The 26154-nt window shown below is 68.5% G+C and carries 22 protein-coding genes; 9 read left to right on the top strand and 13 right to left on the bottom strand.

Translation table 11 applies throughout. From position 1 onward, the window contains the following. Positions 1-55: 55 nt before the first annotated feature. Genes FHU40_RS16260 through FHU40_RS16245 form a run of 4 tightly spaced genes read right to left on the bottom strand, consistent with a single transcriptional unit; the run spans position 56 to position 5545 of the window. On the bottom strand, positions 56-1045 hold the full coding sequence (locus FHU40_RS16260; protein WP_183593289.1) for an oligopeptide/dipeptide ABC transporter ATP-binding protein: 990 nt from the start codon (positions 1043-1045) through the stop codon (positions 56-58). Next, positions 1042-2952, bottom strand: a complete 1911-nt coding sequence (locus tag FHU40_RS16255) for an oligopeptide/dipeptide ABC transporter ATP-binding protein (RefSeq protein ID WP_183593288.1) — start codon at positions 2950-2952, stop codon at positions 1042-1044. Before FHU40_RS16255 ends, FHU40_RS16260 begins: the two co-directional genes overlap by 4 nt. Continuing rightward, entirely contained in the window at positions 2949-3905 is a 957-nt protein-coding gene (locus FHU40_RS16250) for an ABC transporter permease (protein WP_183593287.1), read from the bottom strand. The genes FHU40_RS16255 and FHU40_RS16250 overlap by 4 nt, the downstream gene beginning before the upstream one ends. A 5-nt stretch (positions 3906-3910) precedes the next feature. Continuing rightward, positions 3911-5545, bottom strand: coding sequence for an ABC transporter substrate-binding protein (locus tag FHU40_RS16245; RefSeq protein WP_183593286.1), 1635 nt, complete (start codon positions 5543-5545; stop codon positions 3911-3913). Positions 5546-5670: 125 nt separating this feature from the next. Between FHU40_RS16245 and FHU40_RS16240 the strand changes: the two genes are divergently transcribed. The 4 genes from FHU40_RS16240 (at position 5671) to FHU40_RS16225 (ending at position 8778) form a co-directional block, all read left to right on the top strand. Then, complete coding sequence (locus FHU40_RS16240; protein ID WP_281374674.1) at positions 5671-6405, top strand: IclR family transcriptional regulator; 735 nt, start codon at positions 5671-5673, stop codon at positions 6403-6405. Further along, entirely contained in the window at positions 6405-7478 is a 1074-nt protein-coding gene (gene hisC / locus FHU40_RS16235; protein ID WP_343057890.1) for a histidinol-phosphate transaminase, read from the top strand. Before FHU40_RS16240 ends, hisC begins: the two co-directional genes overlap by 1 nt. A gap of 57 nt (positions 7479-7535) precedes the next feature. Next, positions 7536-8039, top strand: coding sequence for a hypothetical protein (locus FHU40_RS16230; RefSeq protein WP_183593283.1), 504 nt, complete (start codon positions 7536-7538; stop codon positions 8037-8039). Between the two features lie 97 nt (positions 8040-8136). Then, positions 8137-8778 (top strand): YoaK family protein, encoded by a 642-nt coding sequence (locus FHU40_RS16225; RefSeq protein ID WP_183593282.1) that lies wholly within the window; start codon positions 8137-8139, stop codon positions 8776-8778. Between the two features lie 157 nt (positions 8779-8935). Here the strand turns inward: FHU40_RS16225 and FHU40_RS16220 are convergent, their stop codons facing one another. The 3 genes from FHU40_RS16220 to FHU40_RS16210 are packed head-to-tail and all read right to left on the bottom strand — an operon-like array spanning position 8936 to position 10603. Continuing rightward, a complete protein-coding gene (locus FHU40_RS16220; protein WP_183593281.1) occupies positions 8936-9631 on the bottom strand; it encodes a hypothetical protein in 696 nt (231 codons plus the stop codon). Next, on the bottom strand, positions 9628-9984 hold the full coding sequence (locus tag FHU40_RS16215; RefSeq protein ID WP_183593280.1) for a PadR family transcriptional regulator: 357 nt from the start codon (positions 9982-9984) through the stop codon (positions 9628-9630). Before FHU40_RS16215 ends, FHU40_RS16220 begins: the two co-directional genes overlap by 4 nt. A 46-nt stretch (positions 9985-10030) precedes the next feature. After that, on the bottom strand, positions 10031-10603 hold the full coding sequence (locus FHU40_RS16210) for a TetR/AcrR family transcriptional regulator (protein ID WP_183593279.1): 573 nt from the start codon (positions 10601-10603) through the stop codon (positions 10031-10033). Between the two features lie 87 nt (positions 10604-10690). On the opposite strand from FHU40_RS16210, the gene FHU40_RS16205 reads away from it, so the two are divergent. Beyond that, positions 10691-12394 (top strand): 3-ketosteroid-delta-1-dehydrogenase, encoded by a 1704-nt coding sequence (locus FHU40_RS16205; RefSeq protein ID WP_183593278.1) that lies wholly within the window; start codon positions 10691-10693, stop codon positions 12392-12394. Positions 12395-12462: 68 nt separating this feature from the next. Here FHU40_RS16205 and FHU40_RS16200 read toward each other — a convergent pair whose 3' ends face one another. After that, the gene (locus tag FHU40_RS16200) at positions 12463-13347 is read right to left on the bottom strand and encodes a universal stress protein (RefSeq protein WP_183593277.1); all 885 of its coding nucleotides are present in this window, start codon (positions 13345-13347) and stop codon (positions 12463-12465) included. 526 nt (positions 13348-13873) lie between these two features. On the opposite strand from FHU40_RS16200, the gene FHU40_RS16195 reads away from it, so the two are divergent. Further along, entirely contained in the window at positions 13874-16834 is a 2961-nt protein-coding gene (locus FHU40_RS16195) for a glycoside hydrolase family 3 C-terminal domain-containing protein (protein WP_183593276.1), read from the top strand. Positions 16835-16928: 94 nt separating this feature from the next. Here the strand turns inward: FHU40_RS16195 and FHU40_RS16190 are convergent, their stop codons facing one another. Continuing rightward, positions 16929-17429: a TetR/AcrR family transcriptional regulator gene (locus tag FHU40_RS16190; protein ID WP_183593845.1), complete on the bottom strand. Its 501-nt coding sequence runs from the start codon at positions 17427-17429 to the stop codon at positions 16929-16931. A gap of 162 nt (positions 17430-17591) precedes the next feature. Here FHU40_RS16190 and FHU40_RS16185 point away from each other — a divergent pair, with 162 nt between their 5' ends. Together FHU40_RS16185 and FHU40_RS16180 are read left to right on the top strand one after the other, a co-directional pair. Then, on the top strand, positions 17592-17828 hold the full coding sequence (locus FHU40_RS16185; RefSeq protein ID WP_183593275.1) for a hypothetical protein: 237 nt from the start codon (positions 17592-17594) through the stop codon (positions 17826-17828). A gap of 25 nt (positions 17829-17853) precedes the next feature. Further along, a complete protein-coding gene (locus FHU40_RS16180; RefSeq protein WP_183593274.1) occupies positions 17854-19104 on the top strand; it encodes an amidohydrolase in 1251 nt (416 codons plus the stop codon). A 384-nt stretch (positions 19105-19488) separates the two neighbouring features. Here the strand turns inward: FHU40_RS16180 and FHU40_RS16175 are convergent, their stop codons facing one another. The 3 genes from FHU40_RS16175 to FHU40_RS16165 form a co-directional block, all read right to left on the bottom strand. Further along, positions 19489-21090, bottom strand: a complete 1602-nt coding sequence (locus FHU40_RS16175; RefSeq protein WP_183593273.1) for a DHA2 family efflux MFS transporter permease subunit — start codon at positions 21088-21090, stop codon at positions 19489-19491. Between the two features lie 906 nt (positions 21091-21996). Then, the gene (locus FHU40_RS16170; RefSeq protein WP_183593272.1) at positions 21997-23760 is read right to left on the bottom strand and encodes a tetratricopeptide repeat protein; all 1764 of its coding nucleotides are present in this window, start codon (positions 23758-23760) and stop codon (positions 21997-21999) included. After that, positions 23757-24506, bottom strand: a complete 750-nt coding sequence (locus FHU40_RS16165) for a protein kinase domain-containing protein (protein ID WP_246391014.1) — start codon at positions 24504-24506, stop codon at positions 23757-23759. The genes FHU40_RS16170 and FHU40_RS16165 overlap by 4 nt, the downstream gene beginning before the upstream one ends. Positions 24507-24559: 53 nt before the next feature. Between FHU40_RS16165 and FHU40_RS16160 the strand changes: the two genes are divergently transcribed. Continuing rightward, entirely contained in the window at positions 24560-25840 is a 1281-nt protein-coding gene (locus tag FHU40_RS16160) for an IS30 family transposase (RefSeq protein WP_183591672.1), read from the top strand. A gap of 25 nt (positions 25841-25865) precedes the next feature. Here FHU40_RS16160 and FHU40_RS16155 read toward each other — a convergent pair whose 3' ends face one another. After that, positions 25866-26147, bottom strand: coding sequence for a hypothetical protein (locus FHU40_RS16155; RefSeq protein ID WP_183593270.1), 282 nt, complete (start codon positions 26145-26147; stop codon positions 25866-25868). Between the last annotated feature and the right edge of the window lie 7 nt (positions 26148-26154).

Here is a 26154-nt window from a genome sequence, read left to right as displayed (position 1 = left end):
TATCGAGCTCTTTCGTCTCAGGGTGATCGTGATGTCGTCGGCGAGATCGGCGGTGTCAGGCCGATGGGGAGGTGAGGGGGTGATGACAGGCGGTGAGGTGCCTGGTCTCCGGGTTCTGCACCAGGCGCGGGAGATCGCGTTCGCAGGCGCCGATCGCCCGGGGACACCTCTCGAGGTAGGGGCACAAGGTGTGCGCCTGCTGCCGCGCCACGGGTACGGCGCGGCCGCTGGACCTGGCCTCACGCTCGGTGCTCGACAGGTCGAGCACCGAGTCCTGCAGCTCTCGGGTGTAGGGGTGGGTCGGCATCTCGGCGACTGCGTTCGACGTACCCGACTCCACGAGCTGTCCGCGGCACATCACGGCCGTTCGGTGCGCCATGTGCCGCACGACCGCGAGGTCGTGCGAGATGAGGAGATAGCTCACCCCCAGCTCGCGCTGGACCTTCTCGAGCATCTCGATCAGCTGGGCCTGGGAGATGACGTCGAGTGCACTCACGGGCTCGTCGAGAACGATCAGCCGGGGCTCGGCCGCAAGCGCGCGGGCCACGGCGATGCGCTGACGCTGACCTCCCGAGAACCGGCTCGGCCTCTCCTTGGCCATCTCTGCCTCGAGGCCGACCACCTCCAGGAGTCGGGCCACCTCCGTCGCCACCTCCGCGCGCGAGCGCTTGCGTCGTCGCGCGAGCGGCTCACCGATCTGGGTCCCGATGCTCATGCCCGGAGTCAGCGAGCGGTACGGGTCCTGCCAGACGACCTGGGCCACCCACCGGTAGTCGAGCGGCACCCGGGTGCCGAACGCGCCCACGTCGAATCCGGCGACGCGGATGGTTCCCTCGGTGGGCCGGACGTTGCCGAGCACGCACTGGCCGATCGTGCTCTTGCCCGACCCGGACTCGCCGACCAGGCCGAGCGTCTCGGCGTGACCGATGGACAACGAGACTCCTCGGACCGCCCATACGTCGTTGCGGGCCCGGCCGAGGCGCAGGTCGGCGGATCGGTACCGCACGCCGACGTTCTCGATCTCGACCAGGTTCGGCGTCCTCATGGCAGGTCCCCCCGTCGCCCCTCGACAGCGAACACATCGCTCTCCAGCTGGGCCCTGAGGCACCGCGAAGCGTGTCCGTGCCGTTCGACGAAGGGCACCCTCCCGGCCGTACACGCGGCCGCCACGTGCGGACAGCGCTCGGCGAACCGACAGCCCGGCAGCTCGCGGGTGGGCCGAGGTACCGAGCCACTCAGTCCCTTGAGCTCCCGCTCACGCATCCTGTTCTGCGGCACGGCGGCGAGGAGGGCCTGGGTGTACGGGTGCTCGGGGTGGCCGAGGACCTCGGAGACAGCGCCGGACTCCACGATCTCACCGCTGTACATCACGTAGACGCGATCGGCGGCGTGCGCCACGACTCCCATGGAGTGGGTGATCAGCAGCAACGAGAAGTGCCGCGTCGCCCGCAGCCCCAGCAGCAGGTCGAGCACTCGGACCTGCACGGTGCTGTCGAGCGCGCTGGTGGGCTCATCGGCGATGATCACCGAGGGCTCACCGGCCAGGGCGGCCGCGATCATCACGCGCTGCGCGATCCCGCCGGACAGCTCATGCGGGTACTTCCGCAGGCACCCCTCCGGGTCGGCGATGCCCACCTCTCCGAGCAGGTCGACCGCACGCTGTCGCGCCTGCTCCCGCGTCAGCCCGCGCAGGACCACGCTGGGGAAGGTGAGATGCTTCTCGACCCGCCAGGTCGGGTTCATGGCTGAGATCGGGTTCTGGAAGATGACCCCCACGTCGGCAGATCGCAGTGAGCGCATCAGTCCCGGGCTGGCACCGACGAGGTCGTGGCCGTTCACCTGGACCTGGCCGGCGACGATCTCCGCCCCCGGCGGCAGGAGGCCCGCCGCAGACATGGCCGTCATCGTCTTCCCGGAGCCCGACTCTCCGACGAGGGCGACGACCTCGCCCCGCTCCAGGTGGATCGACACGTCACGGACCACCGCTCCCTCGTCCACCTGGATCGTGACCGACTCGATCACCAAGGACCTCGACCCGGAACTGACCTCGGGCAGGCGACTCAGGCGTCCTCGCGCGCCGTCCAGTAGCCGGCGGGGTGTCCCAGAGACCGCCAGGAGGTCCGAGATCCCGTCCGACGTCAGGTTCAGCAGCAGGATGATCGCCACCAGGACCAGCCCGGCGGGCAGCACCTGCCACGGCGCTTCGACCGCCGCCTCCTGTGCGTCACGCAGGAGGTTGCCCAGGCTGGGGTGGGGCGGTTGCACGCTGAGGCCGAAGTAGCTGAGCGTGGCCTGGAGCATGAAGCCGGCCCGAAGGATGACGGCCGTCTCCACGATCAGGGGACGGGCCAGCGTCGGCATGATGTGCCGACCGACGAGGCGTGCTCGCCCCACCCCGGACTGCCGCGCCGACATCACGAAGGGCTCGTTCTTGATGTTCAGCGTCTCGGTTCGAGCGATCCGCGCATAGATCAGCGAGAAGCTGAACCCGACACCCAACGCCGTGTTGACCAGGCCCTGGCCGAGCGAGGCCACCGCCACCATCACGACGACCAAGGTCGGGATCGACAAGAACGCGTCGACGACCCTCATGGTGACGCGGTCGAACCAGGGGCCGCCCATGCCGATCAGCACCCCCAGCGGGACGCCGATCACGACAGCCACGGCCACGGCGAGGAGGACCGCGTGGAAGTCCACCGAGATCGCCAGCAGCGTCCGCGCCAGCAGGTCCCGCCCGTACTGGTCGGTGCCCAACAGGTGGTCGCGACCAGGTGGGGCCAGCCGCTCCGTCAGGGACTGCTCGGTGGCCGACTCGGAGGAGATCGTGAACGTCGCTACCAGCCCGACGACGTAGATGAGGACGAGCAGCGCGGCACCGATCCTGATCTGCCGGCGAGTACGTCGTCGCCTGCCGCGGGGCGACGCGGCCGGACGGCCTGCCTGGCCCTTCACGAAGCGGCTCCCAGCCTCGGGTTGAGCGTCGCCTGGAGCACGTCGGCCACGAGGTTGGTGACCACGACGATGGCGCCATACACGATCACTCCGGCCATCAGGACGGGGATGTCCTGACTCAGCGCCGCTGAGAGCACCAAGCCGCCCATGCCCTGGATCGCGAAGACGCGTTCGACCACGATCGAGAGGCTGAGCATGGCGAGCATCTGCAGCGCGACGATCGCCACCACCGTGGTGAGCGCGTTCTTCAGGACTGCACCCCACATGATCGTTCTGCGCCCCAGCCCCGTCGAGACACTCCAGCGGACGTAGTCCTGCCCGAGCTGGGCGACGACCGCGCTGCGCGAGTGACGTCCCAGAGTTGCGGCCACCGGCAGCGCCAACGCGACACAGGGCAGCACGAGGGAACGCGCCCACTCTGTGGGGGACTCCCCGAACGGGACGTATCCCGTCGCCGGGAGCAGCGACCAGTGCAGGGCGAAGGCCGTGACCAGGAGGATGCCGAGCCAGAACTCGGGGACGGAGTGCCCGACGGTGAATCCGGTCGAGATCAGTCGGTCGGTCGCCCGACTCTGGTGCAGCGCGGCGAGCACCCCGAGCCCGACGCCCACGAGAATCGCCAGCGCCATGGACCCGATCACGATCGAGAGCGTCGCCGGGAGCCTCGACAGCACCAGGTCGAGCACCGCCTGCGAGCTCGCCCACGAGGTGCCGAGGTCGCCCTGGACCGCACCCGCCAACCACCGCAGGTACTGCACCAGCAGCGGGTCGTCGAGCCCGAGCTTCTCGTGCAGCAGCTGGACGGACTCGGGCGAGGCGGTCGGACCGAGCAGGTAGGACTCCGGACGCCGGTCGATGAACGCCGTACCGAAGAAGGTCGCGGTCGCTGCGATCAACAGGACGGCCAGGCTGGAGCCCAGCCTCCCGATGACCAGGCGAGCGAGGTACACCATCGCCGCTAGCCCTTGGTTGTGGTGCGGGGGTCGGGCAGCGTCTGCGCCTGGGTCTCGAGCTCAGGATCGACCCCGTCCTGCATGGCCACCGGGGTGTACACCGTGAAGATGGGCTGGATGAAGGCGTTGGTCAGGATCAGCTCCTCCATGAGGTCGCCGTAGCCTGCCGCAGCCTCGGCACCTGTGGGATCGGCCAGTGCCATGACCTCCTCGGCGGCAGCATCGACGCCGTCCGCCGTGATACCGAACGGGTTGTACCGGCCAGTTGCGCCGCCGAACGCCGTGTGGATCTCCCACGGCGATCGAAGCCCCGATGCCACGATCAGGATGGGCGACTGCTTGTCAGCGACGGTGGCTGCGAAGGTCCCCGCGTCGGGCACCGGGGTGATCTCGAGCTCGATCCCGATCTCGGCCAACGAGCCCGCCACGGCCGCGGCGATGTTCTCGTTCGTGGACATCACGAAGATCTTGACGGTGAAGCCCTTCTCGTATCCGGCTTCGCGCATCAGGGACTTGGCCAGCTCGAGGTCATAGGTGACGCCCTCGTCGACCTCGGCGCTGTATCCGATGGAGCCCTCGGGGAAGATGGTCGAGGACGGGGAGCCGTAGCCGCCGAAGACGGCGTCCAGGAGAGCCTGGCGATCCAGCGCGAGGCCGATCGCCCGGCGCACCCGCACGTCACCGAGTGCCGGCACTACCTCGCCCGCCCGGTCGGCGATGTCGACTACGTAGACCATGCTTCCGGTGCTGCCGATCGGGAAGCCCTCCTTCTCCAACTGCACGGCCTGCAAGCCATCGGATCCGATCAGGTCGACCTGCTTGGCGCGCAGCGCGTTGCCGGCGGCGGTCCGATCCGCGATCACCTTCATCACGTAGGTGTCGACGACCTCGGCATCGGGATCCCAGTAACCGTCGTTCCTGACGAACGGGTAGGTGTCGCCGGGGCGGACCTTGTCGCTGTCGAGCACCCACGGCCCGCTGCCGACCGGCTCGTTCTTGAGCGCATCGGTGTCCTGCAACGCCTCGGGGCTCACCATCATCCCGGGGATGAAGGCCAGGTCCGAGACGATCGACGGAAGGGGTTCCTTCAGGTGGACGACGACCTGCGAGTCGTCCGCGACCTCGACCCTGTCGAAGGTGGCGAACACCGAGGTCCACGGGCCGGCCTTCTCGGCCATGCCGCGCTCGAAGTTCGCCTTCACGGCCTCGGCGTCGAACGGGGTGCCGTCGGAGAACTCCACCCCGGTGCGCAGGGTCAGTGTCATGGTGAGAGCCGCCGGGTCGTAGTCCCATCCGGTGGCCAGCCCGGGCTCGAACTCGTCCTGACCCTTGCGCACGATCAGCGTGTCGTAGACCGGAAGCAGGAAGTCGGCGGTGAACGCAGGGTTGGCCAGCGGGTCGAAGCTCGCGAACCCGTAGCGGAATCCGACCGTGAGGGTCGAGTCGTCCCCCGCGCTGCCATCGCCGCTGCCGCACGCCCCCACGACCGAGGCCAGCAACAGGGCCGCTGCGGTCAGAGCGACCCGCCTCGCCGGGCGACGGAGGAAGGAGCCAGTGAAGCCTGACGTACTTGTCATGAAGGAACCTCGTGTTCGTATATGCGAATGCGAGTTGTAAATGCGAATGCCGCACTGTTGCATGTGATCCCGGTCGCTGTAAATAGGTTCGTATGACCGCAGTTGCCCGACAGGAACGGTTGACAGGAGCTGAGCGTGAAAGCTAATCTCCGGATATACGAACAGTGTCCGCAAATACGAGCAGGTGAATGTTGAGCAGATCAGTGGATCGGGCCATGGAGATCCTGTGGCTCCTGGCCGAGGTCGACGAGCCGAAGTCCTGCGCCGAGATCGCGACCGTGCTGGACCTGCCCAAGAGCACCGCGCACGGCATCCTGCGCTCGATGCTCAACCACGACTTCGTGGCGATGAACGACCACAGCCTCTATTCCGTCGGCCTCCGTGCCTTCGAGGTCGGCGCCGCCTACCGACGCAGCATCGACGCCGTGGCCGCGGTGACGCCGCAGCTCGAGACCCTGACCCAGAGCCTGGGACTCACGTCGCACTACGCGATCCTGGATGGGGACGACGCCGTCTACCTGTGCAAGCAGGACCCTCCGGGCCGAGGCATCCGGCTGGCCAGCTCGATCGGGGCCAGGCTGCCCGCTCGCCTCACCGCCGTGGGCAAGGCGTGCCTCGCGTGGCTTCCGGAGTCGCGGGTGGTCACACACGTCGGCGATACGACGGCGGCGGACCCCGCACTGCTCGACGAGTTGATGGCCGAGCTGGAGAAGGTGCGTGCGCGCGGCTACGCCAAGGACACCGGGATCGCTGCGGCCGGCGTGCACTGCGTGGCCGCCCCCGTGTTCCGGGGTACCGACGAGCCCATCGGCGCTATCGGCGCGAGCTTCCTGATGGGCAGCGACGTGGACTCCGCGGAGGTTGCCGAAGCGGTCATGACCGCAGCCCGTCAGGCGACCGTGCTGCTGAGCGGTCGGCGCTGATGTCGCTGCGTCCCAGGCCGTGGCTCGACGCACTGGAGCCCTACGTTCCAGGCCAGACGGCCCCACTCCTCGAGGGATCGATGGCCTCGAACGAGTCGCCCCTCCCGGTCAGCCGCGCCCTGCTGGAGGCCATTCAAGGGGCCGCTCGAACGATCCAGCGATACCCGGACCCCTTGGCCGACGAGGTGCGTCAGGAGCTGGCCCGACTCCACGGGGTCAGTCCGGACCAGATCTTGATCGGCAACGGCTCCGACGAGCTCATCTACCTCTTGGGTTGGGCCTACCTCGCGGGCGGCGGGAGCGTGGTCTGCGCGGATCCGGCGTACCGGATGAACACCGTGATCGGCACGATCGTGAACGCTCGCATCACCCAGGTTCCGCTGCGGGACTGGCACCACGACCTGGCAGCCATGGCACGGATCGAGGCGGACATCGCGTTCGTCGTCAATCCGCACAACCCCACCGGCACGTTGCACTCCCGCGAGTCCCTCGTCCGCTTCATCGAGTCGTCGCGAGCGAAGCTGATCGTGGTCGACGAGGCCTACATCGACTTCTGCGATGACCCCGAGGGGACCACCGCGATCAGCCTGACCGGGTCGGGACGGGTGGCGGTGCTCCGCACCTTCTCCAAGGCGCACGGTATGGCGGGCCTCCGGATCGGGTATCTGCTGGCGTCCCCGGAGATCATTCGCACGCTCCGCACCATCAGGCCGCCATTCTCGGTCGGCACGCTCGCCCAGGCCGCGGCCGTCGCGTCGTTGCGTGATCGAACGCACTTCACCGAGATGCGCGACTACGTCTGTGCGAATCGCACGGCCCTCAGCGAGCTCCTGGCGGCCCACGGCTTCTCGGTCGTTCCTTCGCAGTCGAACTTCGTTCTGGCTGAGGTGCCGGCGGCCGACAGGCTGATCGAGCACCTGCGCCTCAGCGGTGTAGCAGTGCGACCGGGCGCCTCTCTGGGAGTTCCCGGCACGGTGCGCGTGAGCGTTCCGTCTCACGCCGGGCTCGAGCTGATCGCGGCAGCTCTCACCACCTGGGCCGCACAGATACCCGCGACAGCAGACCCGGCGTGAAGCTTCCGGGTCTTCCCCGGAGTGCCGTCCCGCGCACGCACGAAGGAGACGCAGCGCATGGCATTGGAACCTCGACGAACTCAGGCCGAGAAGCCGTCGGACTCCCCCTCGGCATCGATCCGTCTGCTGCCGGACTGGTACCGCAGCGGCCGGTTGGCGCTGACGGCCCATGACAACTGGGGGGATATTCCGATCCAGGCCCGCGACCTGGTGTCGACCGGCGACGAGACGTCCTTCGTCCTCGTCCTGTCCGGTGGTTCCTATGGCGGCTCCGTGCTGAGCGTGGGGACCGCCCTCGGCGTCAACAGACTGCCGGCAGCATGCGACGAGGGCTCCCACGGTCGAGCCCCGGCAGAACCCTGGCTGCTGTCCCCCAACCAAGTGCCGTTCCTGCCCCACCCCGCACGGGCCTTGTTCGAAGCCACGGTGGTCGAGCACCGCCGCGACGGACCCGAGGTGCGCGTCACCTGCCATGTCGACTGCACGTGGGCCGAGACCGACACCACCGCGTGGCCTACGTGCCGCCCCCGCCGGGACGGAGCCGCTCGTGCCCGGCAGTAGAACGTTGGACCAGTCCGGACGCCGAGAGCACACCACGGGCTTCAGGCGTCAGCTGCGCCGACAGGTCCTCGAGCATCGGCACCTCGATGTGAGTCTGATGATCACGCTCACGTTCGTGACCGGTCTCGTCGATGCGGTCGGCTTCCTCTCCTTCGACAGGGTCTTCACCGGCAACATGACGGGCAACCTGGTGATCCTCGGCATGGCCCTGGGCGGAGCGGCAGACCTTCCCGTGCTCGGCCCTACGATCGCGGTCTGCACCTTCGCGTTAGGTGCGATGCTCACGGGAGTGATGCTGCGCCGCCAACCGCCCGGCTGGTCCGGACGCACCATCTGGATGCTGGCGACGTGCAGCGGCGCGCTACTGCTCGTCACCCTGACGGCATTGTTCGTCCCGGCCCACACCGAGGAGATGCAGCTTCTCGGAGCAGCGATCACGGCGGCCGTCATGGGCGCGCAGGCCGGTGTGGCGCGCAAGGTCGCGGTCAAGGACATGACGACAGTCGTCGTCACCTCGACCCTCACCAGCCTGGCCAGCGAGGACCTGATCCGAGCCGATCGAACTGCCCTGCTCAACCGTCGCGGCGGGGCGATCGTCACCATTGTGGCCGGCGCCCTCACGGGCGCGCTGCTCCTGCGCCAGGAGCTCGCGCTTCCCCTGGCGTTGGCCTCGCTTCTGACGGCCCTCGTCGCCCTCACCGCCTGGTGGGCACACCCGCAGGCCGACCGGCGCTCCTGACCTCCGAGATGTCACGTCGCCGAGACCTGGCCGCACCGGTGACCGCGAGAGACTGGGCCGACGACCCACCCCGCCATGCGGACGCCATTCCGACGGGCGGCGACCTGGGCCGCTCCGTCAACCCGATCCAGGACTGCCCGCCGAGTGATCGATCCGCTCAACGAGCGGCCAGTCTTGCGACGGCGTGCATCACCGCCGCGCAGATCGCGACGACCACCAGGACCTCGAGCGTCATGGTCGAGGCCTGCGTGCTGTAGCCGCTCGCGCGGGCGATCGCCACGGCCGGGCCGACCGCGAGCGCACCGGCCGCCAGCAGACCGCCTCCCGCAGTGAGGGCCAGGCGCCGGGAGCTGCCGCTGTCGCGGTGGCCGAAGCCGACGAACACGGCACCTCCGGTCGCGGCCAACAGCCCAGCCAGTACGTGCAGGGTGAGCGCGATGAGACCCTCCTGCGCATAGCTGTCGGCGAAGGCGTCCATGAGCGTCAGACCGACCGGGTAGACGGTGAGCAGCGAGAGGAGGCCGCCGACCAGGGCGCCCGCGAAGGCGAGCATCACGAAGGCCCGCTGCGGCGAGACCTGGCGTGGGGGCGCGGGGCGCCGGGCGACCTCCATGTCGTACGGCGCCTGCGCGGTCGCCACGTCATCGGCGAACCGCACCGGGTCAACCGCCAGGACCTCGCCGAGCGCTGCGCCGTCGAGGCGGGCCTGAGCGAGATCGACGACGAGGTCGCGCCGCCACCGGACCCGCTCCGCCTCTGCCACGCCCAGAGCACGCCACCGGCCCTCGACCCGGTCGACCCAGGCGGTCAGCCGCGGGTGCCAGCCCGCCGACCCGCCCGACGTGCGGCTCATGGGGTGCCGTCCAGCTCGGCGAGCACTCGCTCGGCCGCGGCCGAGGTCGCCGCCCAGCGGTCGCGCCAGTCGCGGAGCGCCGCCTCGCCCGCGGTCGTCACCCGGAGCACCTTGCGCGGCGGGCCGGCCGGACTGGGCTCGGACTCCTGCACGACCAGGCCCTGCTTCCGCAGCCGCGTCACCAGCGGATAGACGGTGCCGTAGCCGATCGACCCGAACCCGCGCGAGCGCAGCCGGTCGACCACGTCGTACGCGTGCGTGGGTGCGGCCGCAAGCGTCGCGAGCACGCACATCTCGAGCACGCCGCGCACCAGGTGTCCGTCGCGCTGCGCCACCACCTCGTCCACTACCATGCGACGCATAGTAGTTCCGCGCGGCCGCCGCCGCCAGGCCTGCACCTCACAGGCGAGCGAGGACCAACCGCTCCCCCGCGTCCAGCACGGCCGCACGCACCTCGGCATCGGCGAAGTCGGCACCACCCGGGTCGATCGCCGGCCCCAGACAGGCGCCGAGGAAGCAGGCGACCGCCAGCCGGGTGGCCATGTCGGGGTCCGCGCCGCCCAGCGCACGGCGTACCCGGTCGAAGAGCTCCGCGAGCTCGGGGTCCGACTCCAGCAGCCGCGTCGCGGTCGGGTCCGCCATCATCACCTGGTAGCCGAGGCGGTTGGTGACCAGGCACTCCGCCATGCCGGCGACGACCGTGCCGGCCCGGGCCCGCTGGTCGGCGTGGCTCTCGGCCAGCCGCACCGCCGCGGCGAGCTGGTCCAGGCCCGGCCGTAGCGCCGTGATCACGATGTCGGCCTTGGTCCGGAAGTGGTGGTACACGGCGGCCTTCGTGACCCCGAGCCGGTCGGCGATCATCTGCAGCGACGTCGCGCCGATGCCGCGTTCGGCGAAGAGCTCGAGCGCGGCCGTGAGCACTCCGTCGCGACCCGGCGCGCGCCCGGGAGCGGCAGGCTTGGTGGTGACCATCCGCCTAGCCTAGCGGTCAGGGAATACTAGCCGAACGGCTAGCATTGAACCGAGCACTACGTCGCCCGTCGAGAAAGGACCCGTGTCATGAGTGCGCAGCAGCCCTCCGATCCCCGCCGAGTCGAGGACACCACCGTCGACCTGCTGGTGATCGGATCCGGCACCGGCATGGCGACCGCGCTGGCCGCCCACGAGCGCGGCCTGAAGGTCGCCATCGCCGAGAAGACCGTCCACGTCGGCGGCTCGACGGCCCGCTCCGGCGGAGCCTTCTGGATCCCCGCCAACCCGGTGCTGGAGCGCGACGGCGCGATCGACTCCGAGGAGCGCGGCGCCGAGTACGTCGAGGCCGTGGTCGCCGGCTCCAGCCCGCGCGAGCGCTGGCAGCCCTTCATCGACAACGGCGCCGAGACCGTCCGGATGCTCGAGCGCACCACGCCGCTGAAGCTGTTCTGGGCCAAGGGCTACTCCGACTACCACCCCGAGAAGCCGGGCGGCAGCGCCGCCGGCCGCTCCGTGGAGTCGCGGGCGTTCAACCTGGGCAGGCTGGGCAAGGAGCGCAGCCGCTTCCAGCCGGCCACCATGGAGGCGCCGCTGCCGATGCCGATCACCGGCGCCGACTACAAGTGGCTCAACCTGATGGCGAAGAAGCCCGGCAAGGGTCTCCCGAAGGCGATCAGGCGCGTGCTGCAGGGCGCGGGCGGCAAGGTCATCGGTCGCGAGTACGTCGCCGGTGGCCAGGCGATCGCCGGTGGCATGTACGCCGGACTCATCGAGGCCGGCGTACCGATCTGGACCGAGACCGCACTGACCCGCCTCGTCGTCGAGGACGGCCGGGTGACCGGCGCCGTACTCACCCAGCGAGGCCGCGAGGTCACCGTGACCGCACACCTCGGCGTGGTGCTGGCCGCCGGCGGCTTCGACCACGACATGGCGATGCGGCAGCAGTACCAGTCGCCCTCACTGGTGGAGGACCTGAGCCTCGGCGCCGTCGGCAACACCGGCGAGGTGATCCGGATCTCCCAGGAGAGTGGCGCGGCGATCGGCAACATGGAGCAGTCGTGGTGGTTCCCGGCCGTGCACCCGGTCACCGCCGGCGCGATGCCCTCGATCCTGCTGGCCGAGCGGTCGCTGCCCGGCTCCTTCATGATCGACTCCCACGGCGAGCGCTTCATCAACGAGTCCACCGACTACATGACCTTCGGCCAGACCGTGCTCCGGCGCGAGCGCGACGGCGACCCGATCGGCGAGATGTGGCTGGTCTTCGACCAGACCTACCGCAACAGCTACGTCTTCGCGGGCGACTCCTTCCCTCGGATGCCGCTCCCGAAGGAGTGGTACGAGGCGGGCATCGCCCACCAGGCCGCCACCCCCGCCGAGCTCGCCCGCGCGATGGGCGTCCCGGAGACCGCGTTCGAGACCACCGTCGCCCGCTTCAACGCGAACGCCGGCGCCGGCACCGACGAGGACTTCGGCCGGGGCAACTCGGCGTACGACCGCTACTACGGCGACCCCACCGTCGTACCCAACCCCAACCTGCGCCCCCTCGACGGCCGCACCTACTACGCCGTCAAGGTCGTGCTCTCCGACCTCGGCACCTGCGGCGGCCTGGTCGCCGACGGCCGCGGCCGGGTGCTCACCGAGGCCGGCGAGCCGATCGAGGGCCTCTACGCCCAGGGCAACACCGCCGCCAACGTGTTCGGCGCCGTCTACCCCGGCGCCGGCGCCACCATCGGCCAGGGACTGGTGTTCGGCTACATCATCGCCTCCGACGCCGCCGAGCGAGCGGCGTGACGCGGGGCGGCGGCCGGCACTGCGGCCGCCGCCTTACCCGACGCTAGAAGAGCTTCCGGTGATGGCCACTAGTCGCCACGGTGATCGACGACGGCGACCGGGCGGTCGGCATCGTGGAGGACCTGCCGGCTGACCGAGCCCATGAGGACTCGGCGGACGATCCCCTTGCCGTGCGTGCCGACCACGACCAACTGCGCGTCGCCGGCATGGGCCAGGATCGCCTCGGCGGGCGGGCCCTCCACGACGACCTCGGCCACGCCGACGGCCGCGGGATCGGCCCACCGCGCCTCCTCGGCGGCGCACGTGATCGTCTCGGCGGCCTGCGCCTCCGCCTCCTTGCGGATCCGCTCGGTGAGCTCCGCGTCGATCCGGTAGACCTGGGACAGGAAGTCGTACGCCGCGACGGCTCTCACCGTGGTCCTGCGCAGCGCCGCCTCGCCGAGTGCGTAGCGGAGCGCGCTGGTGCCGAACTCCGATCCGTCGACACCCACGACGATCGGCCCCCTCGTCGGGAGCTCCCCGTCGCCCACGACGACCACCGGGCACTTCGCCTCGACCGTCAGCCGGTTGCTCACCGACCCCAGCAGGGCGCTTGCGGCACGGCCCAGGCCACGGCGCCCGACCACCACGACGTCCGCGCCCTCCGAGGCGGTCGCCAGGAGGTTCGCGGCGTGCCCCCGCGCGGGGGTGAGAGTGCAGGCCAGCTCGGGAGCCAGCTCGCGCACCCGCGTCGCCGCGGCCTCCAGCACCTGCTGGGAGTGCTCGGCGTACCAGTCGATCGGCTGGGAGTCGGCGAGAGCGTGGTAGCTGTAGAAGTCGAGGGCGGGAGCCACGCTGTAGGCGCTGATGAGCTCCAGCTGCTCTCCGCCGAGGCGGGCACGAGCCACCGCCCACTCGAGCGCGTTCCCGCTGTGTTGCGAGCCGTCGATGCCAACGACGATCCGACGGGTCATGGGTCTCCTCCAGTGTCAACCGTGATCGCGGACGTGGCGGGAAGGTGCCCCCGGTGCCGTTCGGCCCCGCGGCACCTCCTGCCGTTGGTCTCGATATTCCTCCTTCAGGGCCGCAGATGGCGAGGGTTCCTCGTCGTCGGCCGGTACGACGTGGGTCGGCACGCGCCGCCCGCCGCCGGAGTGCAGCCGAAGATGCAGCTCACTCGGAGATGCTGTGGATCCAGATGTGGGTCCTCTCGCCGCGACGGCCAGCGTCTCCGCGGCCGCATCATCAGTGCACAAACGGGTGTTGCGCTCGAACGGGACGAGTGACAGCGTCGGTAGGCAGCACCTCACGACGCCGGCAATCTCGGTGCCTGTACCTCTAGTCGTCGTACTGGGATCCACTCGCAGATCCCGGGTTCTCGGGGAGGGAACTCCGACATCTGGCGGCAGCCATGCGTGGCTTCGGGCTGCCCGCCGTCTCTATCGGTCGGGCGTGCCCCGGAGGGGCTCGCTCCTGTCCTGAATCAGGAGCAACTCGCAGATGAAGACCTGGAAGATCGCCAGCGTCTCGCTGGCCACCGCGGTGACAGCGGCACTGTTCCTCGCCACGCCGATACCTACGGCAACCAGCCAGGCGGCTCCGCTGCCGTGGATGGACACGAGCAAGACCCCCGAGCAACGCGCGGACCTCCTCATCAGCGCCATGACGCTGGACCAGAAGATCGAGCAGATCGCCAACAGACCGGTCTACAACGCCGACCTGGACGACGGCGACCCGGACAATGGCGAGGGCTGCGACTTCACCGAGGTGGGCCGCCACATCGAAGGAATCCCCGAGCTGCAGATCCCGGACTTCCGGCAGGCCAACGGTGGCACCGGCATCCGCGGCGGCGACTGCTCGCCCGAGCCGACCGCGACCGCCCTGCCCGCTCAGGTCGCGTCGGCTGCGACGTTCAACCGCAGGCTGAACTACGAATGGGGCCAGCTTCTCGACCAGGAGATGCGGGCGTGGGGCCACCACGTCCTGTGGGGCCCGGGCATGAACCTGATCCGCACGCCCTACGGCGGCCGCAACCAGGAGTACTTCAGCGAGGACCCCTACCTGACCGGCGCCCTGGCCTCGCAGATCGTGGACGGCATCCAGGCGCGCCGGATCAGCCAGGCCACCATCAAGCACTTCGTCGCCAACGACTCCGAGTACCAGTTCGAGCGGTGGACCTCGGCCAACCGGGTGCCACCGCGTGCCATGCACGAGCTCTACCTGCTCCCGTTCGAGATGGCGGTCAAGGATGCCGACCCCGCCTCGATCATGTGCGCCTACCCGCACGTCAACTTCAGCTACAACTGCGACAGCTCTCCCCTGCTGCAGCAGACCCTGCGCCAGAGCTGGGGCTTCGACGGCTACGTGTTCTCCGACCGGCGGGCCCAGCAGTCCACGGTTCCCTCGGTCCTCGCCGGCGTCGACGTGGAGCTCGACGAGCAGCCCGAGTGGTACACGCCCGAACGGATCAAGGCCGCGATCAACTCCGGTGAGATCACCGAGGGACACATCGACGACCTGCTGCGCGAGCGCTACGTGAAGATGTTCGAGTTCGGCGACTTCGACGACCCCTACGACGCCTTCCAGTGGGACACGATCAGCTTCAGTCCCGAGGCTACCCACGCCCAGCTCGCCAAGCAGGCCGCGGCCGAGTCCCTGGTGCTGCTGCGCAACGACCGCAACATCCTGCCGCTCAACGCCCAGGCCGTGAGCTCGATCGCGCTGATCGGACCCAGTTGGTTCGCCGGCGAGGCGACCCTGCCACCCCGCAGCGGCGATCGCTTCGACAACATCGGCGTCGTCGAGCCGTACCAGGTGACCCCGGAGCAGGGACTCCACAACGCCCTCGACTCCCTCGGCAGCGACGCGACCGTCACCTACAACGACGGTGACGACATCAGCTCTGCCGAGCAGCTCGCCGCGGACTCCGACGTCACGATCCTGATGGTCGGCGACGTCGCCCGCGAGACGTGGGACAAGAACGGCAACGTCGACCAGGAGAACCCCAGCGGCAGCGTCGCCGGCGCTCCCAACGAGGTCGCGGACCTCGATCTGCCGTCCGTCACCGGCACCAACCAGCAGCTGCTGATTCCTCGCATCCTCGCCGCGAACCCGAACACGATCGTGGTCATGAAGACCGAGGGGCAGGTCAACATGCCGTGGATCAACGACGTCCACACCATGGTGCAGGCCTGGTACCCCGGACAGGAGGACGGCAACGTGGTCGCCGACGCTCTCTTCGGCCGCACGAACTTCTCCGGCAAGCTCCCCCTCACCATCGGCCGCACCGACCGCGAGGCCGCCTACCAGACACCCGCGCAGTACCCGGGCTTCGAGGAGCAGACCGGCACCCCCGGCGGCTACGGCCGTGACCCGATCCCCGGTCAGCCCCAACGGGTCGTGCGCTACAACGAGGACCTCACGATGGGATATCGCTGGTACGAGGCCACCGGCACGCAGCCGCTCTTCCCCTTCGGCTTCGGTCTCTCCTACACGACCTTCGCCTACAGCGACCTCCAGGTCTCGCCGATCGGCGGCGACCACGGGCACGGCGGGCTGAAGGTCGACTACACCATCACCAACACGGGGAGTCGCCCGGGCAAGGAGGCCTCGCAGGTCTACCTGACGCTGCCATCCGTCGCCGCCGAGCCATCCCGGCGCCTGGTCGGCTTCGACAAGGTCGATCTCGCACCCGGCCAGAGCAAGCGGGTCTCGGTGATCATCGACGCCGATGCGTCCAACCACCCCTTCTCCTACTGGGTGCCCGCCACCACCACCGACCTGACCAAGTGGGCCGACGGCGACTGGGCGACCGCCAACGGCCCCTACACCGTGCACGTCGGCGGCTCCTCCGCGAGCACGCCCCTGAACCAAGCGGTGCGACTCACGTTCCAGAACACCGCGCCCACGGCCCGGGATGTCACCGCCACGGTCGAGCGGGGCAGCTCGGTCGCGATCGGGCTCGATGCCGCCGACCCCGACGGCGACGCGCTCAGCTACACCTACTCCGGCTACGACGGCCACACCGTCACGCCGATCGGCGACGGATCGGCGATCCGGTTCATGCCGCGCGCCGGATTCACCGGCGCGACGTCGTTCACCTACACGGTGTCCGACGGTCATGGCGGCACGGCGTCCGCGACCGTGCGGGTCGCCGTGACCCAGGGCGAGAAGAGCACCTCGAAGATCCGCGACGTCAAGGTCCGGCCCAAGCGGCTCACCACCGACGACCGCGCGCGCGTGACCTTCCAGGTCCGCTCGGGCGGCGCACCCGCCGAGGGGACGTTCACCGTTCGCGAAGGCCGGAGGACGCTCGGTGGCGGCACGCTCGACGACCGCGGGCGAGGCGCGGACCGGATCAGGCGTCTCGACGCGGGCCGCCACCACGTCAAGATCGTCTATGCCGGTTCCGCCGACTCCGAGCGGGCCGCCAAGACCGTCACGGTCCGCGTCAGGAGGTGACCCACGGCGCCGGTCTGCGCCCACACCAAAGGGGGCGCAGACCGGCGACCACGCACCAGGCGGGTGGCCGCGCTCGGGCCACGCCGATCGAGTCTCAGCCGGGAATGGCGAGGATGGTCCAGATCATCTCGAGCGACCGGTCCATCCAGTCGTCGTCGGCCTGGCCGCGACGGACCAGCTCGCCGAGGTAGGCACCGAGGAGCAGGCTGACGACGCCCTCGGCGTCGACGTCGGACCGAAGGAGGCCCGCGGCCGAGTCGGCGCGGATCCGAGCGACAAGGGCTTCGTCGTAGGGGCGCAGCGCGCCACGGAAGACCTCGGTGAACTCCGGATCCGAGTCGCCGAGGATGGCGGCCAGCCCGCCGGGGCCCAGCACGTCGGTCATCTGGCGCCATGCGTTCCCCAAGGCGAAGCGGAGCTTCTCTCGCACCGTCCCGTCCGGAAGCTCGTCCGGACTGCCGATCGCGTGTGCCAGGGCCGACCTCAGCAGCTCCGCGCGGTTGGCGTGGCGACGGTAGATCGTCGTCTTGGCGACTCCCGCGACCTCAGCCACGGCCTCGACGGTGACTGCCGACGGCCCGCCGCTGCGCAGCAACGACAGGACCGCCGACTCCAGGCGCTGGTCGACCCCTTCCTGGCGCGGTCGTCCACGACGTACCGCCGGTCGATCGGGTGACGAAGACGACAATGGAGCCCCGTGAAATACGAAACGCTTCGCGTAGCGTTATAGAGAGAAGAACGAAAGGAGATTACCCCCATGTCCGACCTCGGCTATCTCATCTGGATCGTCGCCACCGCGCTGATGATCATCACGGTGCTCACCCTCGGGACCCTCGCGTCCGCCGGCATGCTCGGGCGCGACCCGCGTTCCGACCGCAGGACGCAGGACCCGACCGATACCCCGACGCACGCCGTCACGTGGACCGAGCCCGACTCGCCCGCCCGCGAGGCCGCACCCCGGAGGGATGAGCCCGAACGTCAGCACGCGGCCTGAGTCGCCGCGGAGCATGATGGAACGCATGACCGACGACTCGGTGACCGCGGTTCTCGATGGCCTGGGCGCCGTACGAGGCTGGCAGGAGGATCTCTATCGCGACCTGCACGCGCACCCCGAACTGTCCCATGAGGAACAGCGGACCGCTGACCGGGTCGCCGACCTGTTGCGGACCGCGGAGTACGAGGTCTTCGAACGGATCGGCGGCACCGGGGTCGTCGGCATCCTCCGCAACGGTGAGGGTCCGGTCGTGCTGGTGCGCGCCGACATGGACGCCCTCCCCGTGCGCGAGCAGACGGGACTGCCATACGCGAGCACGCAGGTGCGGGACGACGGGACGCCGGTCATGCACGCCTGCGGTCACGACGTGCACGTCAGCTGCCTCGCCGGTGCGGCTGCCCTGATGAGCGCTGCTCGCGACCGGTGGTCGGGCACGCTCGTCGCCCTCGTCCAGCCGGCTGAGGAGACCGCCGATGGAGCCCGCGCGATGGTCGAGGACGACCTCGTCTCACGCGTCGGCCCGGTCGACGTCGCGTTCGCCCAGCATGTACTCCCCTTCCCTGCCGGCAGCCTCGGCACCCGGCCGGGTCCGGCGCTGTCGGCCGCAGACAGCATGCGGATCACGGTCCACGGACGTGGCGCCCACGGATCCATGCCCCAGGCCGCCGTCGACCCCGTCGTCCTCGCCGCGATGATCGTCGTCCGGCTCCAGGGCGTGGTAGCCCGCGAGGTCGCCCCCACCGAGACCGCCGTCCTGACGGTCGGCAGCGTCCAGGCCGGCACCAAGAGCAACGTCATCCCCGACCGGGCCGTACTGCAGCTCAACGTCCGGACCTACGACGAGGGCACCCGCGCCGCCGTGCTGGGCGCGATCAAGCGGATCGTGCGCGCCGAGTGCGCCGCGTCCGGGTCACCGCGAGACCCGGAGTTCGAGCTGTTCGACCGATACCCGCTGACCGACAACGACGCCGACGTGACCCGTCGGGTCGCCGATGCCTTCGCGGGCTTCTTCGGCGACCGTGCCCGCGACCTGCCGGCACAGAGTGCGAGCGAGGACTTCAGCGACATCCCCGCCGCATTCGGTGCGCCCTACGCCTACTGGTTCTTCGGCGGCAGCGACCCCGACGCCTACCGGGCCGCCGAGGAGTCCGGTCGCGTCGGCCAGGACATCCCGGTCAACCACTCGGCCGCCTTCGCGCCGGTCCTCCAACCCACCCTGGACACCGGGACGCAGGCGCTCGTGGTCGCCGCCATGGCGTGGCTCGGCAACCGATGACCTGACGCCTCACGGACGTCGGACGAGCCACCCAGCGGGGTCGCGCCGGGGTGCAAGCGCGGCAGCGACCGCAAGGGCCGAAGCAAACCAAGCAGGCCCTGACCTGTGCCCCGCCGCTCAGTGGCCACCTTCTTGCAGCCGGGGGCAGGATCTGAACCTGCGACCTCCGGATGCCGTCGCGCTCATCGCGACTACGACGGTCTCGGGCGGGGAGGCCAACCGTCGACGGCCATGCTCCGATCCGATCTCCCGGCACGCAGATCACTCACGACAGCCGGTCTGGCCTGCGTGGGCACGAGCGGAGCTTCCGTCGTCGGGGACCTACCGTCCACGTGAGCGACGCGGCTGTCACGGTGCACCCGATCGGTGAGGCCACCGGATCAGTCAGTCGACGGTTGCCGGGGGCACGCCCTCGTCGTCGAGAAGGTGGGCCTCCTCGTGCTTCCGCGGGAGCATCAGGGCAGGGATGAGGGTCAGCACGACGAGCACCCACGCGACCCAATAGGTCTCCGCGAACGCGGCGGCCGCGTCGACGAGGCCCCGCGCCACGGCGGCCGGGTCGAGGTTCAGAGTGGCGAACTGCTCAGGGTTCGTGTTGGAGAGGATCGCCGCCTGGGTCTCGGTGAGGCCGTCGGGCAGGCCGGGGATGTTCTCGGTGCCGGGGATGACCGGGGAGTCGTTGAGGTGACTGGTGAGAAGCACCGACATCAGCGCCACCCCGCAGGAGGAGGAGACCTGCTGGGTGATGTTGAGCAGCGTCGAGCCGCGCGCGACCTCGTGGTTGGACAAGGTCTTCAGGGCGGACGTGAACAGCGGCATCATCGAACCGCCCATGCCCAGCCCCATGACGAACAGCATGGCGATCAGCGCGGGGTACGGCGTGGTGGCGGTGACCTGGGTGAGGCCGAACATGCCGATGATGATCCCGATCAGCCCGAAGGGAACGATCCGCCCGACCGGCATCTTGTCGACCAGCCGGCCGGCGATCGGCATCGTCACCATGGCGCCGATGCCCTGGGGCGCGACCAGCAGCCCGGCCTGCAGCGTGGACTCGCCGCGGATCTGCTGGAAGTAGGTCGGCACCAGCAGCAGCCCACCGAAGAAGGCCGCGGCGAACATGAACATCGTGATGATCGAGACGGTGAGGTTCCGGTTCTTGAACAGCCGCAGGTCGAGCAGCGGGTGCTCGGGACGGAAGGAGTGCCAGACGAAGGCGAGCATCAGCAGGACGCCGACGAGCATGGACACCCACACCCGGGGCGCGCCGAAGTCACCGCCTTCGGCGGGAAGCGACGAGACCCCGAAGAGGAAGAGCGCCAGGCCGGGCGACATGAGCGCCATGCCGAGGAAGTCGAAGGACTCCGACGGCTCCGGGCTGTCCTTCTCCAGGACGAACCAGGCGTAGATCAGCGCCGCGATGCCCAGGGGCAGGTTGATCAGGAAGATCCAGTGCCAGCTGGCGACCTCGATCAGCCAGCCGCCGAGGATCGGGCCGAGGATGGGACCGAGCAGCATCGGCACGCCCAGGATCGCCATCAGGCGCCCCATCCGATGAGGTCCGGCGGCGCGGGTCATGATCGTCATGCCCAACGGCATCAACATCCCACCTCCGAGCCCCTGCAGCACCCGGAATCCGATCAGCACGTTGATGTCCCAGGCGGTCGCACAGAGTGCGGAGCCCGCGGTGAACAGGAAGATGGCGGTCATGTAGAGCCGCTTGGTCCCGAACCGGTCGGCGGCCCACCCCGTCAGCGGAATGACGGTGGCCAGCGCCAGGGTGTAGGCGGTGACGGTCCACGCGACGTGCGAGTACGACACCGGGTTGTCGGGAGTGCCGAACTCCTCCTGGAACGTCGGCAGCGCAACGTTGACCACGGTGATGTCCAGGATCGACATGATCGCGCCGAGCACGACCACGCCCGCGATCTTGAGGACCGCACCGTCGATGTGGTCGGGGTACTCCGTGGTCGGTCCGGGTGCGGACATCTCACCTCCTCGACCGGAGGCGCCGTGTCCCACGGTCCCAACGAGACTACGCCGTCGAACGAAGCCCAGCACCTGCATGGCAGTGCGGCGTCGGGATCTGCGTACGAGAGCGGGCTTCGGTGCTGCTCAGGACGTCGCAGCCGCGTGCCGCGGATAGAAACTCCACAGGTCCGCTGTCTTCAGCTGCCGACTCGCCGCCGCCTGACCGATGCCCAGAGCAGTCGCGATCTCTCGCTGCCCATGGCTGGCGCCCGGCTTTCGTCGTACCCGACCCGAGTGTCGCGCCACCCCGGATCGGGAGCAGCCTCGTCAGGTGCGTGAGTCGCCTTCCGTCGGGAGACGACGGCATGTCGGTCCGTCGCAGGGTCGTGTGCCTGACGACGGTCCATGACACGGCCTGAGGAACACGACCCGAACGCCGGAGATGGAAAGGCTCAAATGACGAAGTGGTCCGTGGCCTGCGTTTCCGCAGGCCACGGACCACTTTTCAGTAGCGGGGGCAGGATTTGAACCTGCGACCTCTGGGTTGAATCAGCGTCTTGCCGACCACTACCGAACGTTGTGGGAAACAGCCGAATCCCTTGTGTTTACTGGGATTCGTCGCTTCGGACTCTGCCGACTGTACCCGATCATCACTGCCCCGACCCGGCTCAATCTGGAGGGTTGTTGGAGGGCGCACCGAATCCACAATCCAGCGTCGATCCGCCCACTAAGACACGGCGTCGGGCCGCCCAGATTGGCGCTCGCTTAGACAGCACAGACTCGCGACCGTCTGGTCAAGGTGGATCCGAGCTTCGCTCCGCCTGGAGCGGATTGTGACGGCGCCCCCAGGGTGGGAGGTCGCCTAGTGGGCTCGCCGCTAGTGCGGACTAACCAGGATCGGGCTAGCGATACCGAACTGCAAATTCAGACGATTTCCGGAGTTGGGGGCCACGAATAGCCGTGCATTTCGAAAAGGTGGTGGAGTCTGATGAAATCAGCTCGATCCTGCCAGTCTTCGGGCAGCGCGACTGGGACGAGCATCTGTGCCTCAATTTGGAGCTTCGGGATCGAGTCCACCACCTTGAGTTGGCGGATCACCATAGCTTGGTAGGCAGTCATCAGACTTCGGTTCACGGGGTCGTCCTTCTCAGCTTCGTCCGCAGCCTCGCGGTACAAACGCATACCCGTAGGAATATCGCCCTTGGCGAGGTGAGCCAGTCCGAGCGTCGCCTTCAGGACGAAGTCGTCGTAGCCCAACGCCTCAATGACGTCGATCGCTTCGTCTGCGCGCCCGGCCATCGCGAGCACGTAGGCGGAGTTGTTCACAACGACCTTGTTTTCGGGGAAGTGGCGTAGCGCGAACTCTGCAATGAGTGCCGCCTCGGCCCAGTTTTCTTCCCCAATGCCGATCGACACCACGGCGGCTGCGGCCGCGCCCGGATTGTTTGGCTCGAGCCGCAACCACTCTGCGGCAGCATCGGCTGCCACTGTGGAGTTGCCTTCAAGCGTCGCCAACTGATGCTTGAGGTAGGCGGCATAGGAAGGAGCCAGGTTGCCGAACCGCGAAAGGGCGGAACGAAGCGGCGCGGCCTCGCTTCGCCTCGTGGCCAACGCGGCGTAGTTCACGACGGCGACGTCCGAGTCCGGGTACTGGTCGATCACATCCTTCATCTGCTGTAGCGCGACCGCGCGACTGATACGTCCCAGTTCCCACCTGAGGCTCGCGAGGTTGCTGAGGACCTCGGCTTCCAACTCGTCGTCGCCCTCTGCCTTCGCGGCCTTCGCGGCACTATCAAGGAGCGTCACCGCTTTGGGCTTGTTCTCTCCCTGCAGAAGCGCTCGGCCGCAGAGCGCCAGCAACCGCGCATTAGCGACGATGCCGCTTTCTTTGAGGTTGCGCACCTCCAAGTTGAATTGCTCGATCTCACCCTGCGCAAGGAGGAGTTCGAGGTAGTGAAGCGAGGCATCCTTGCGACCTGGGGCGACGCGCGTAGCCTGCAGCGCGACGCGGGTTGCCTTCTTCGCGGATCCGAGCGCCCACAAAGAGATAGACAAGTTCAGGAGAGAGTCGACGTCGAACGGTTTCTCCTTCAGCGCGGATCGAAGATGCCGCACGGCGTCGCTCCAACGCTGTTCGCACGCTGCGATATAGCCTCTGTAAGCATCTGCCACGGGACCAGCGAGTTCCTGGATAGCGGCCTTTGCTTCTTCCGTACGCCCGAGAGCCGACGCTACGGCAACGAATGCAAGCGTGAGAGCGTCATTAAGCCGGACGGACTTGAGTGCGTCATAGGCGGCCTGCGGCTCATTAAGTCGAACAAGCACTTCGGCGGCAAGGCGTGCGGATGGAGCATCCGCTATGTGCCCTTCAGCCGAAGTCGTCAGCGCCAATTGCAACGCCTCGCGAGCGAGAGACGTCGCCAGATCCGAATGAGCCGGATCCGAGCCGTACGCTTGAGCTAGGGCAGCGAGCGTCGTTGACGTTCTATTGGATTCAACCCTGCGCTCAGCGCGGCCAACAGCCGCTGCGGCTGCCTCTCTGGAGGCCGCGATCACCCGCTCCTCCGTTGTGCTGCTTACCTTGGCCCCGGTCACTAGCATGGGGGCGGCGATCCCTGGACGCGCAACCGATTCCGAGACCACCTGATCGTCGGGACGAATTGCGTCCAACACACCAAGCGCGGTCATACAGCGCCCTTCCTTCTCCGATACGAGGGCTTGCGCGCCTCCACTTGGAGGCGACGGCCGAGAATGTCAGCCTTATCCAGGAGCCACTTGAGCCCATCTTCGCGACGTGTACGTCTTCCGCTGTATCGGGGAAGTCGCCCGCCCGGAACAGGGTCACAAAGTTGCTCGAGCAGTGTCGCTACGTCATTGCGGATCACGCCTGGGACGTCCTCCACTGCCTCCGCGCACGCCCTCTTGTACTGCGACCGCAGCGTCGAGAGGTTCCTGGTAACACCAGCTGCGAGATCTATCTCGGCCTGCCGAAGAACGTCGTTCCACGAGCCGAGTGCGAGTGACGTCATCCCGTGCCCTGTAGCCAGTTCGGCGAGAAGCGATCCAAGGCCGTATAGATCCGCGAGGCGAAAGTCGTCACCAGAGTTGCCGCCCTGGAGATAGAGGAACTCTGGCGCCGCATGACTTCGGTCTCCCAGCCCACCGAGGTACACCCATGGCGGCAAGGTCGGCGCCAGGCCGAAGTCCTTCGAGCGGCCGAGATCTGAGACCCGAACTTCAATCGCGTTGTGGGTTCCTGCCATCAGCAGGCAGTTCTCCGCCTTGAGGTCCCGGTGGGCGACAGTGCTTAGATGCATCTGATGCACGCCGAGGATGGCCCCTCGCCAGTGCGCCACCCTCTCGTCCCAAGCGATCGTTGCAAGATTTGACGGAACCGCAGTTATTTCGGCGAGCCCACCGGAAGCCAGAGCCATCACGTGGTGGATTCAATCGGTCGAAGCAACACCGATCTGGAGGGTGTTGTGAGATGGGCCGAGGTGTGCCGGGCGAGGTGCGGGTCAGGTTCTTTGATCGGGTGGCCGAGGGTTGGTCGCTCTCGGCTGCTGCCGTGGAGGCGGGCGTGGCGAAGCAGTCGGCGTGGGAGTGGTGGCGGCAGTCTGCTCCGGTGATGTTGAGATTGGTTCAGACCAGACGTGGCGGGTTGCCCGTGGCTCGATCCGACGCGCCGCCCACGGGGTCTGCGCCGCCCACGGGGTCTGCGGGGTCTGCGGGGTCGGTCGTTGTGGGTGATCGGCCCGGGCGGCGGCCGTTGACCAGTGAGGACCGGGCGGTGATCGCGGTGTGTCTGCGGCGGCGGGCTGCGGGCGAGCAGATCACGCTGGCTCAGATCGGGGATCTGATCGATCGGGACAAGTCGGTGATCAGCCGCGAGATTGCCCGCAACAGTGGTCCCGACGGCAGCTACCACGGTGGCTTGGCACATGCTGCCGCGCACCAGCGGCGACGACGGCCCAAGGAGTTCCGGCTGGTGGCCAATCTCCGGCTGTGTCGGCAGATCGAGGCGTGGATGGACGATGGCTGGTCGCCGAAGCTGATCGCGATGATCCTCAGGCGGGACTACCCACACATGATCATGGAGCGCGTGTCCCACGAGACGATCTACCAGGCGCTCTACGTCCAGACCCGCGGATCGCTGCGCAAGGACCTCTACCGCCGGCTGTCGACCAGCCGGTCCCGCCGTCACCCCCGCACCGGCGCGAGGCGGGCCAACAGCCCCTACAAGGAGGCGTTCAAGATCAGCCAGCGCCCACCCGAGGTCGCTGACCGGGCCGTGCCCGGCCACTGGGAAGGCGACCTGGTGATGGGGACCGCCGGCGGCGTCGCGGTCGGCACCCTGGTCGAGCGCCAGACCCGGTTCACGATCCTGCTGCACCTGCCCGGGCGCCACGACGCCGAAGCCGTCGCGCAGGCCATGATCCGGGAGATGCGCCAACTGCCCGAGCACCTGCGCCGATCGCTGACCTGGGACCGCGGCACCGAGCTAGCCCGCTACGACAAGATCCAGCTCGACCTCGCGATGCCGATCTACTTCTGCGACCCACACTCGCCCTGGCAACGCGGCACGAACGAGAACACCAACCGGCTGCTGCGGCACTGGTTGACCAAGGGCACCGACCTGTCCCGATTCACCGCCAACGACCTGCGCCAGATCGCCGCCACCCTCAACGCCCGCCCCCGTCCCACCCTGGACCTCAAGACCCCAGCTGAGATGCTGAACCAGCTGCTCACCGAACCGACAGCAGCATGAACCACGTTGCTACGACCGATTGACCTCACCCGTGAAACGAAACTGGTATCGGCAGGCAAACGCCGCCCAAGGTGACTTGAACCGTCTGAGCCCCCGACTCGAACCAGTTGATGACGTGGCTTCGGCCTTGCAACTTCTGCAAGAGCACGCCTTCGTTCTGGAACTCCGCAGACACATCTGGGTGACCTGCCTTTTCCGGATCGAGTACCTTCACAGCTACGACGGCATCAGTCACGACGTTGCGGCCGCGGTACACGATCCCAAACCCGCCAGCATCGATGTACTCATCGAGCATGTAGTCGCCCACCTGGCAC

The sequence above is a fragment of the Nocardioides soli genome (assembly GCF_014191495.1).
Taxonomy (GTDB): domain Bacteria; phylum Actinomycetota; class Actinomycetes; order Propionibacteriales; family Nocardioidaceae; genus Nocardioides; species Nocardioides soli.
Note: the sequence above shows the minus strand (reverse complement) of the source record. Positions and strands in the feature narration are given on the sequence as shown.

Bases quoted from the DNA above. Each gene is read 5' to 3' on its own strand.
- FHU40_RS16180 (WP_183593274.1), top strand. From the start codon at position 17,854: ATGACCGACGACTCGGTGACCGCGGTTCTCGATGGCCTGGGCGCCGTA.
- FHU40_RS16260 (WP_183593289.1), bottom strand. From the start codon at position 1,045: ATGAGGACGCCGAACCTGGTCGAGATCGAGAACGTCGGCGTGCGGTAC.
- FHU40_RS16205 (WP_183593278.1), top strand. From the start codon at position 10,691: ATGAGTGCGCAGCAGCCCTCCGATCCCCGCCGAGTCGAGGACACCACC.
- FHU40_RS16210 (WP_183593279.1), bottom strand. From the start codon at position 10,603: ATGGTCACCACCAAGCCTGCCGCTCCCGGGCGCGCGCCGGGTCGCGAC.
- FHU40_RS16175 (WP_183593273.1), bottom strand. From the start codon at position 21,090: ATGTCCGCACCCGGACCGACCACGGAGTACCCCGACCACATCGACGGT.
- FHU40_RS16165 (WP_246391014.1), bottom strand. From the start codon at position 24,506: ATGGCTCTGGCTTCCGGTGGGCTCGCCGAAATAACTGCGGTTCCGTCA.
- FHU40_RS16215 (WP_183593280.1), bottom strand. From the start codon at position 9,984: ATGGTAGTGGACGAGGTGGTGGCGCAGCGCGACGGACACCTGGTGCGC.
- hisC (WP_343057890.1), top strand. From the start codon at position 6,405: ATGTCGCTGCGTCCCAGGCCGTGGCTCGACGCACTGGAGCCCTACGTT.
- FHU40_RS16225 (WP_183593282.1), top strand. From the start codon at position 8,137: ATGATCACGCTCACGTTCGTGACCGGTCTCGTCGATGCGGTCGGCTTC.
- FHU40_RS16240 (WP_281374674.1), top strand. From the start codon at position 5,671: ATGTTGAGCAGATCAGTGGATCGGGCCATGGAGATCCTGTGGCTCCTG.
- FHU40_RS16245 (WP_183593286.1), bottom strand. From the start codon at position 5,545: ATGCAACAGTGCGGCATTCGCATTTACAACTCGCATTCGCATATACGA.
- FHU40_RS16220 (WP_183593281.1), bottom strand. From the start codon at position 9,631: ATGAGCCGCACGTCGGGCGGGTCGGCGGGCTGGCACCCGCGGCTGACC.
- FHU40_RS16195 (WP_183593276.1), top strand. From the start codon at position 13,874: ATGAAGACCTGGAAGATCGCCAGCGTCTCGCTGGCCACCGCGGTGACA.
- FHU40_RS16185 (WP_183593275.1), top strand. From the start codon at position 17,592: ATGTCCGACCTCGGCTATCTCATCTGGATCGTCGCCACCGCGCTGATG.
- FHU40_RS16230 (WP_183593283.1), top strand. From the start codon at position 7,536: ATGGCATTGGAACCTCGACGAACTCAGGCCGAGAAGCCGTCGGACTCC.
- FHU40_RS16200 (WP_183593277.1), bottom strand. From the start codon at position 13,347: ATGACCCGTCGGATCGTCGTTGGCATCGACGGCTCGCAACACAGCGGG.
- FHU40_RS16170 (WP_183593272.1), bottom strand. From the start codon at position 23,760: ATGACCGCGCTTGGTGTGTTGGACGCAATTCGTCCCGACGATCAGGTG.
- FHU40_RS16160 (WP_183591672.1), top strand. From the start codon at position 24,560: ATGGGCCGAGGTGTGCCGGGCGAGGTGCGGGTCAGGTTCTTTGATCGG.
- FHU40_RS16250 (WP_183593287.1), bottom strand. From the start codon at position 3,905: ATGGTGTACCTCGCTCGCCTGGTCATCGGGAGGCTGGGCTCCAGCCTG.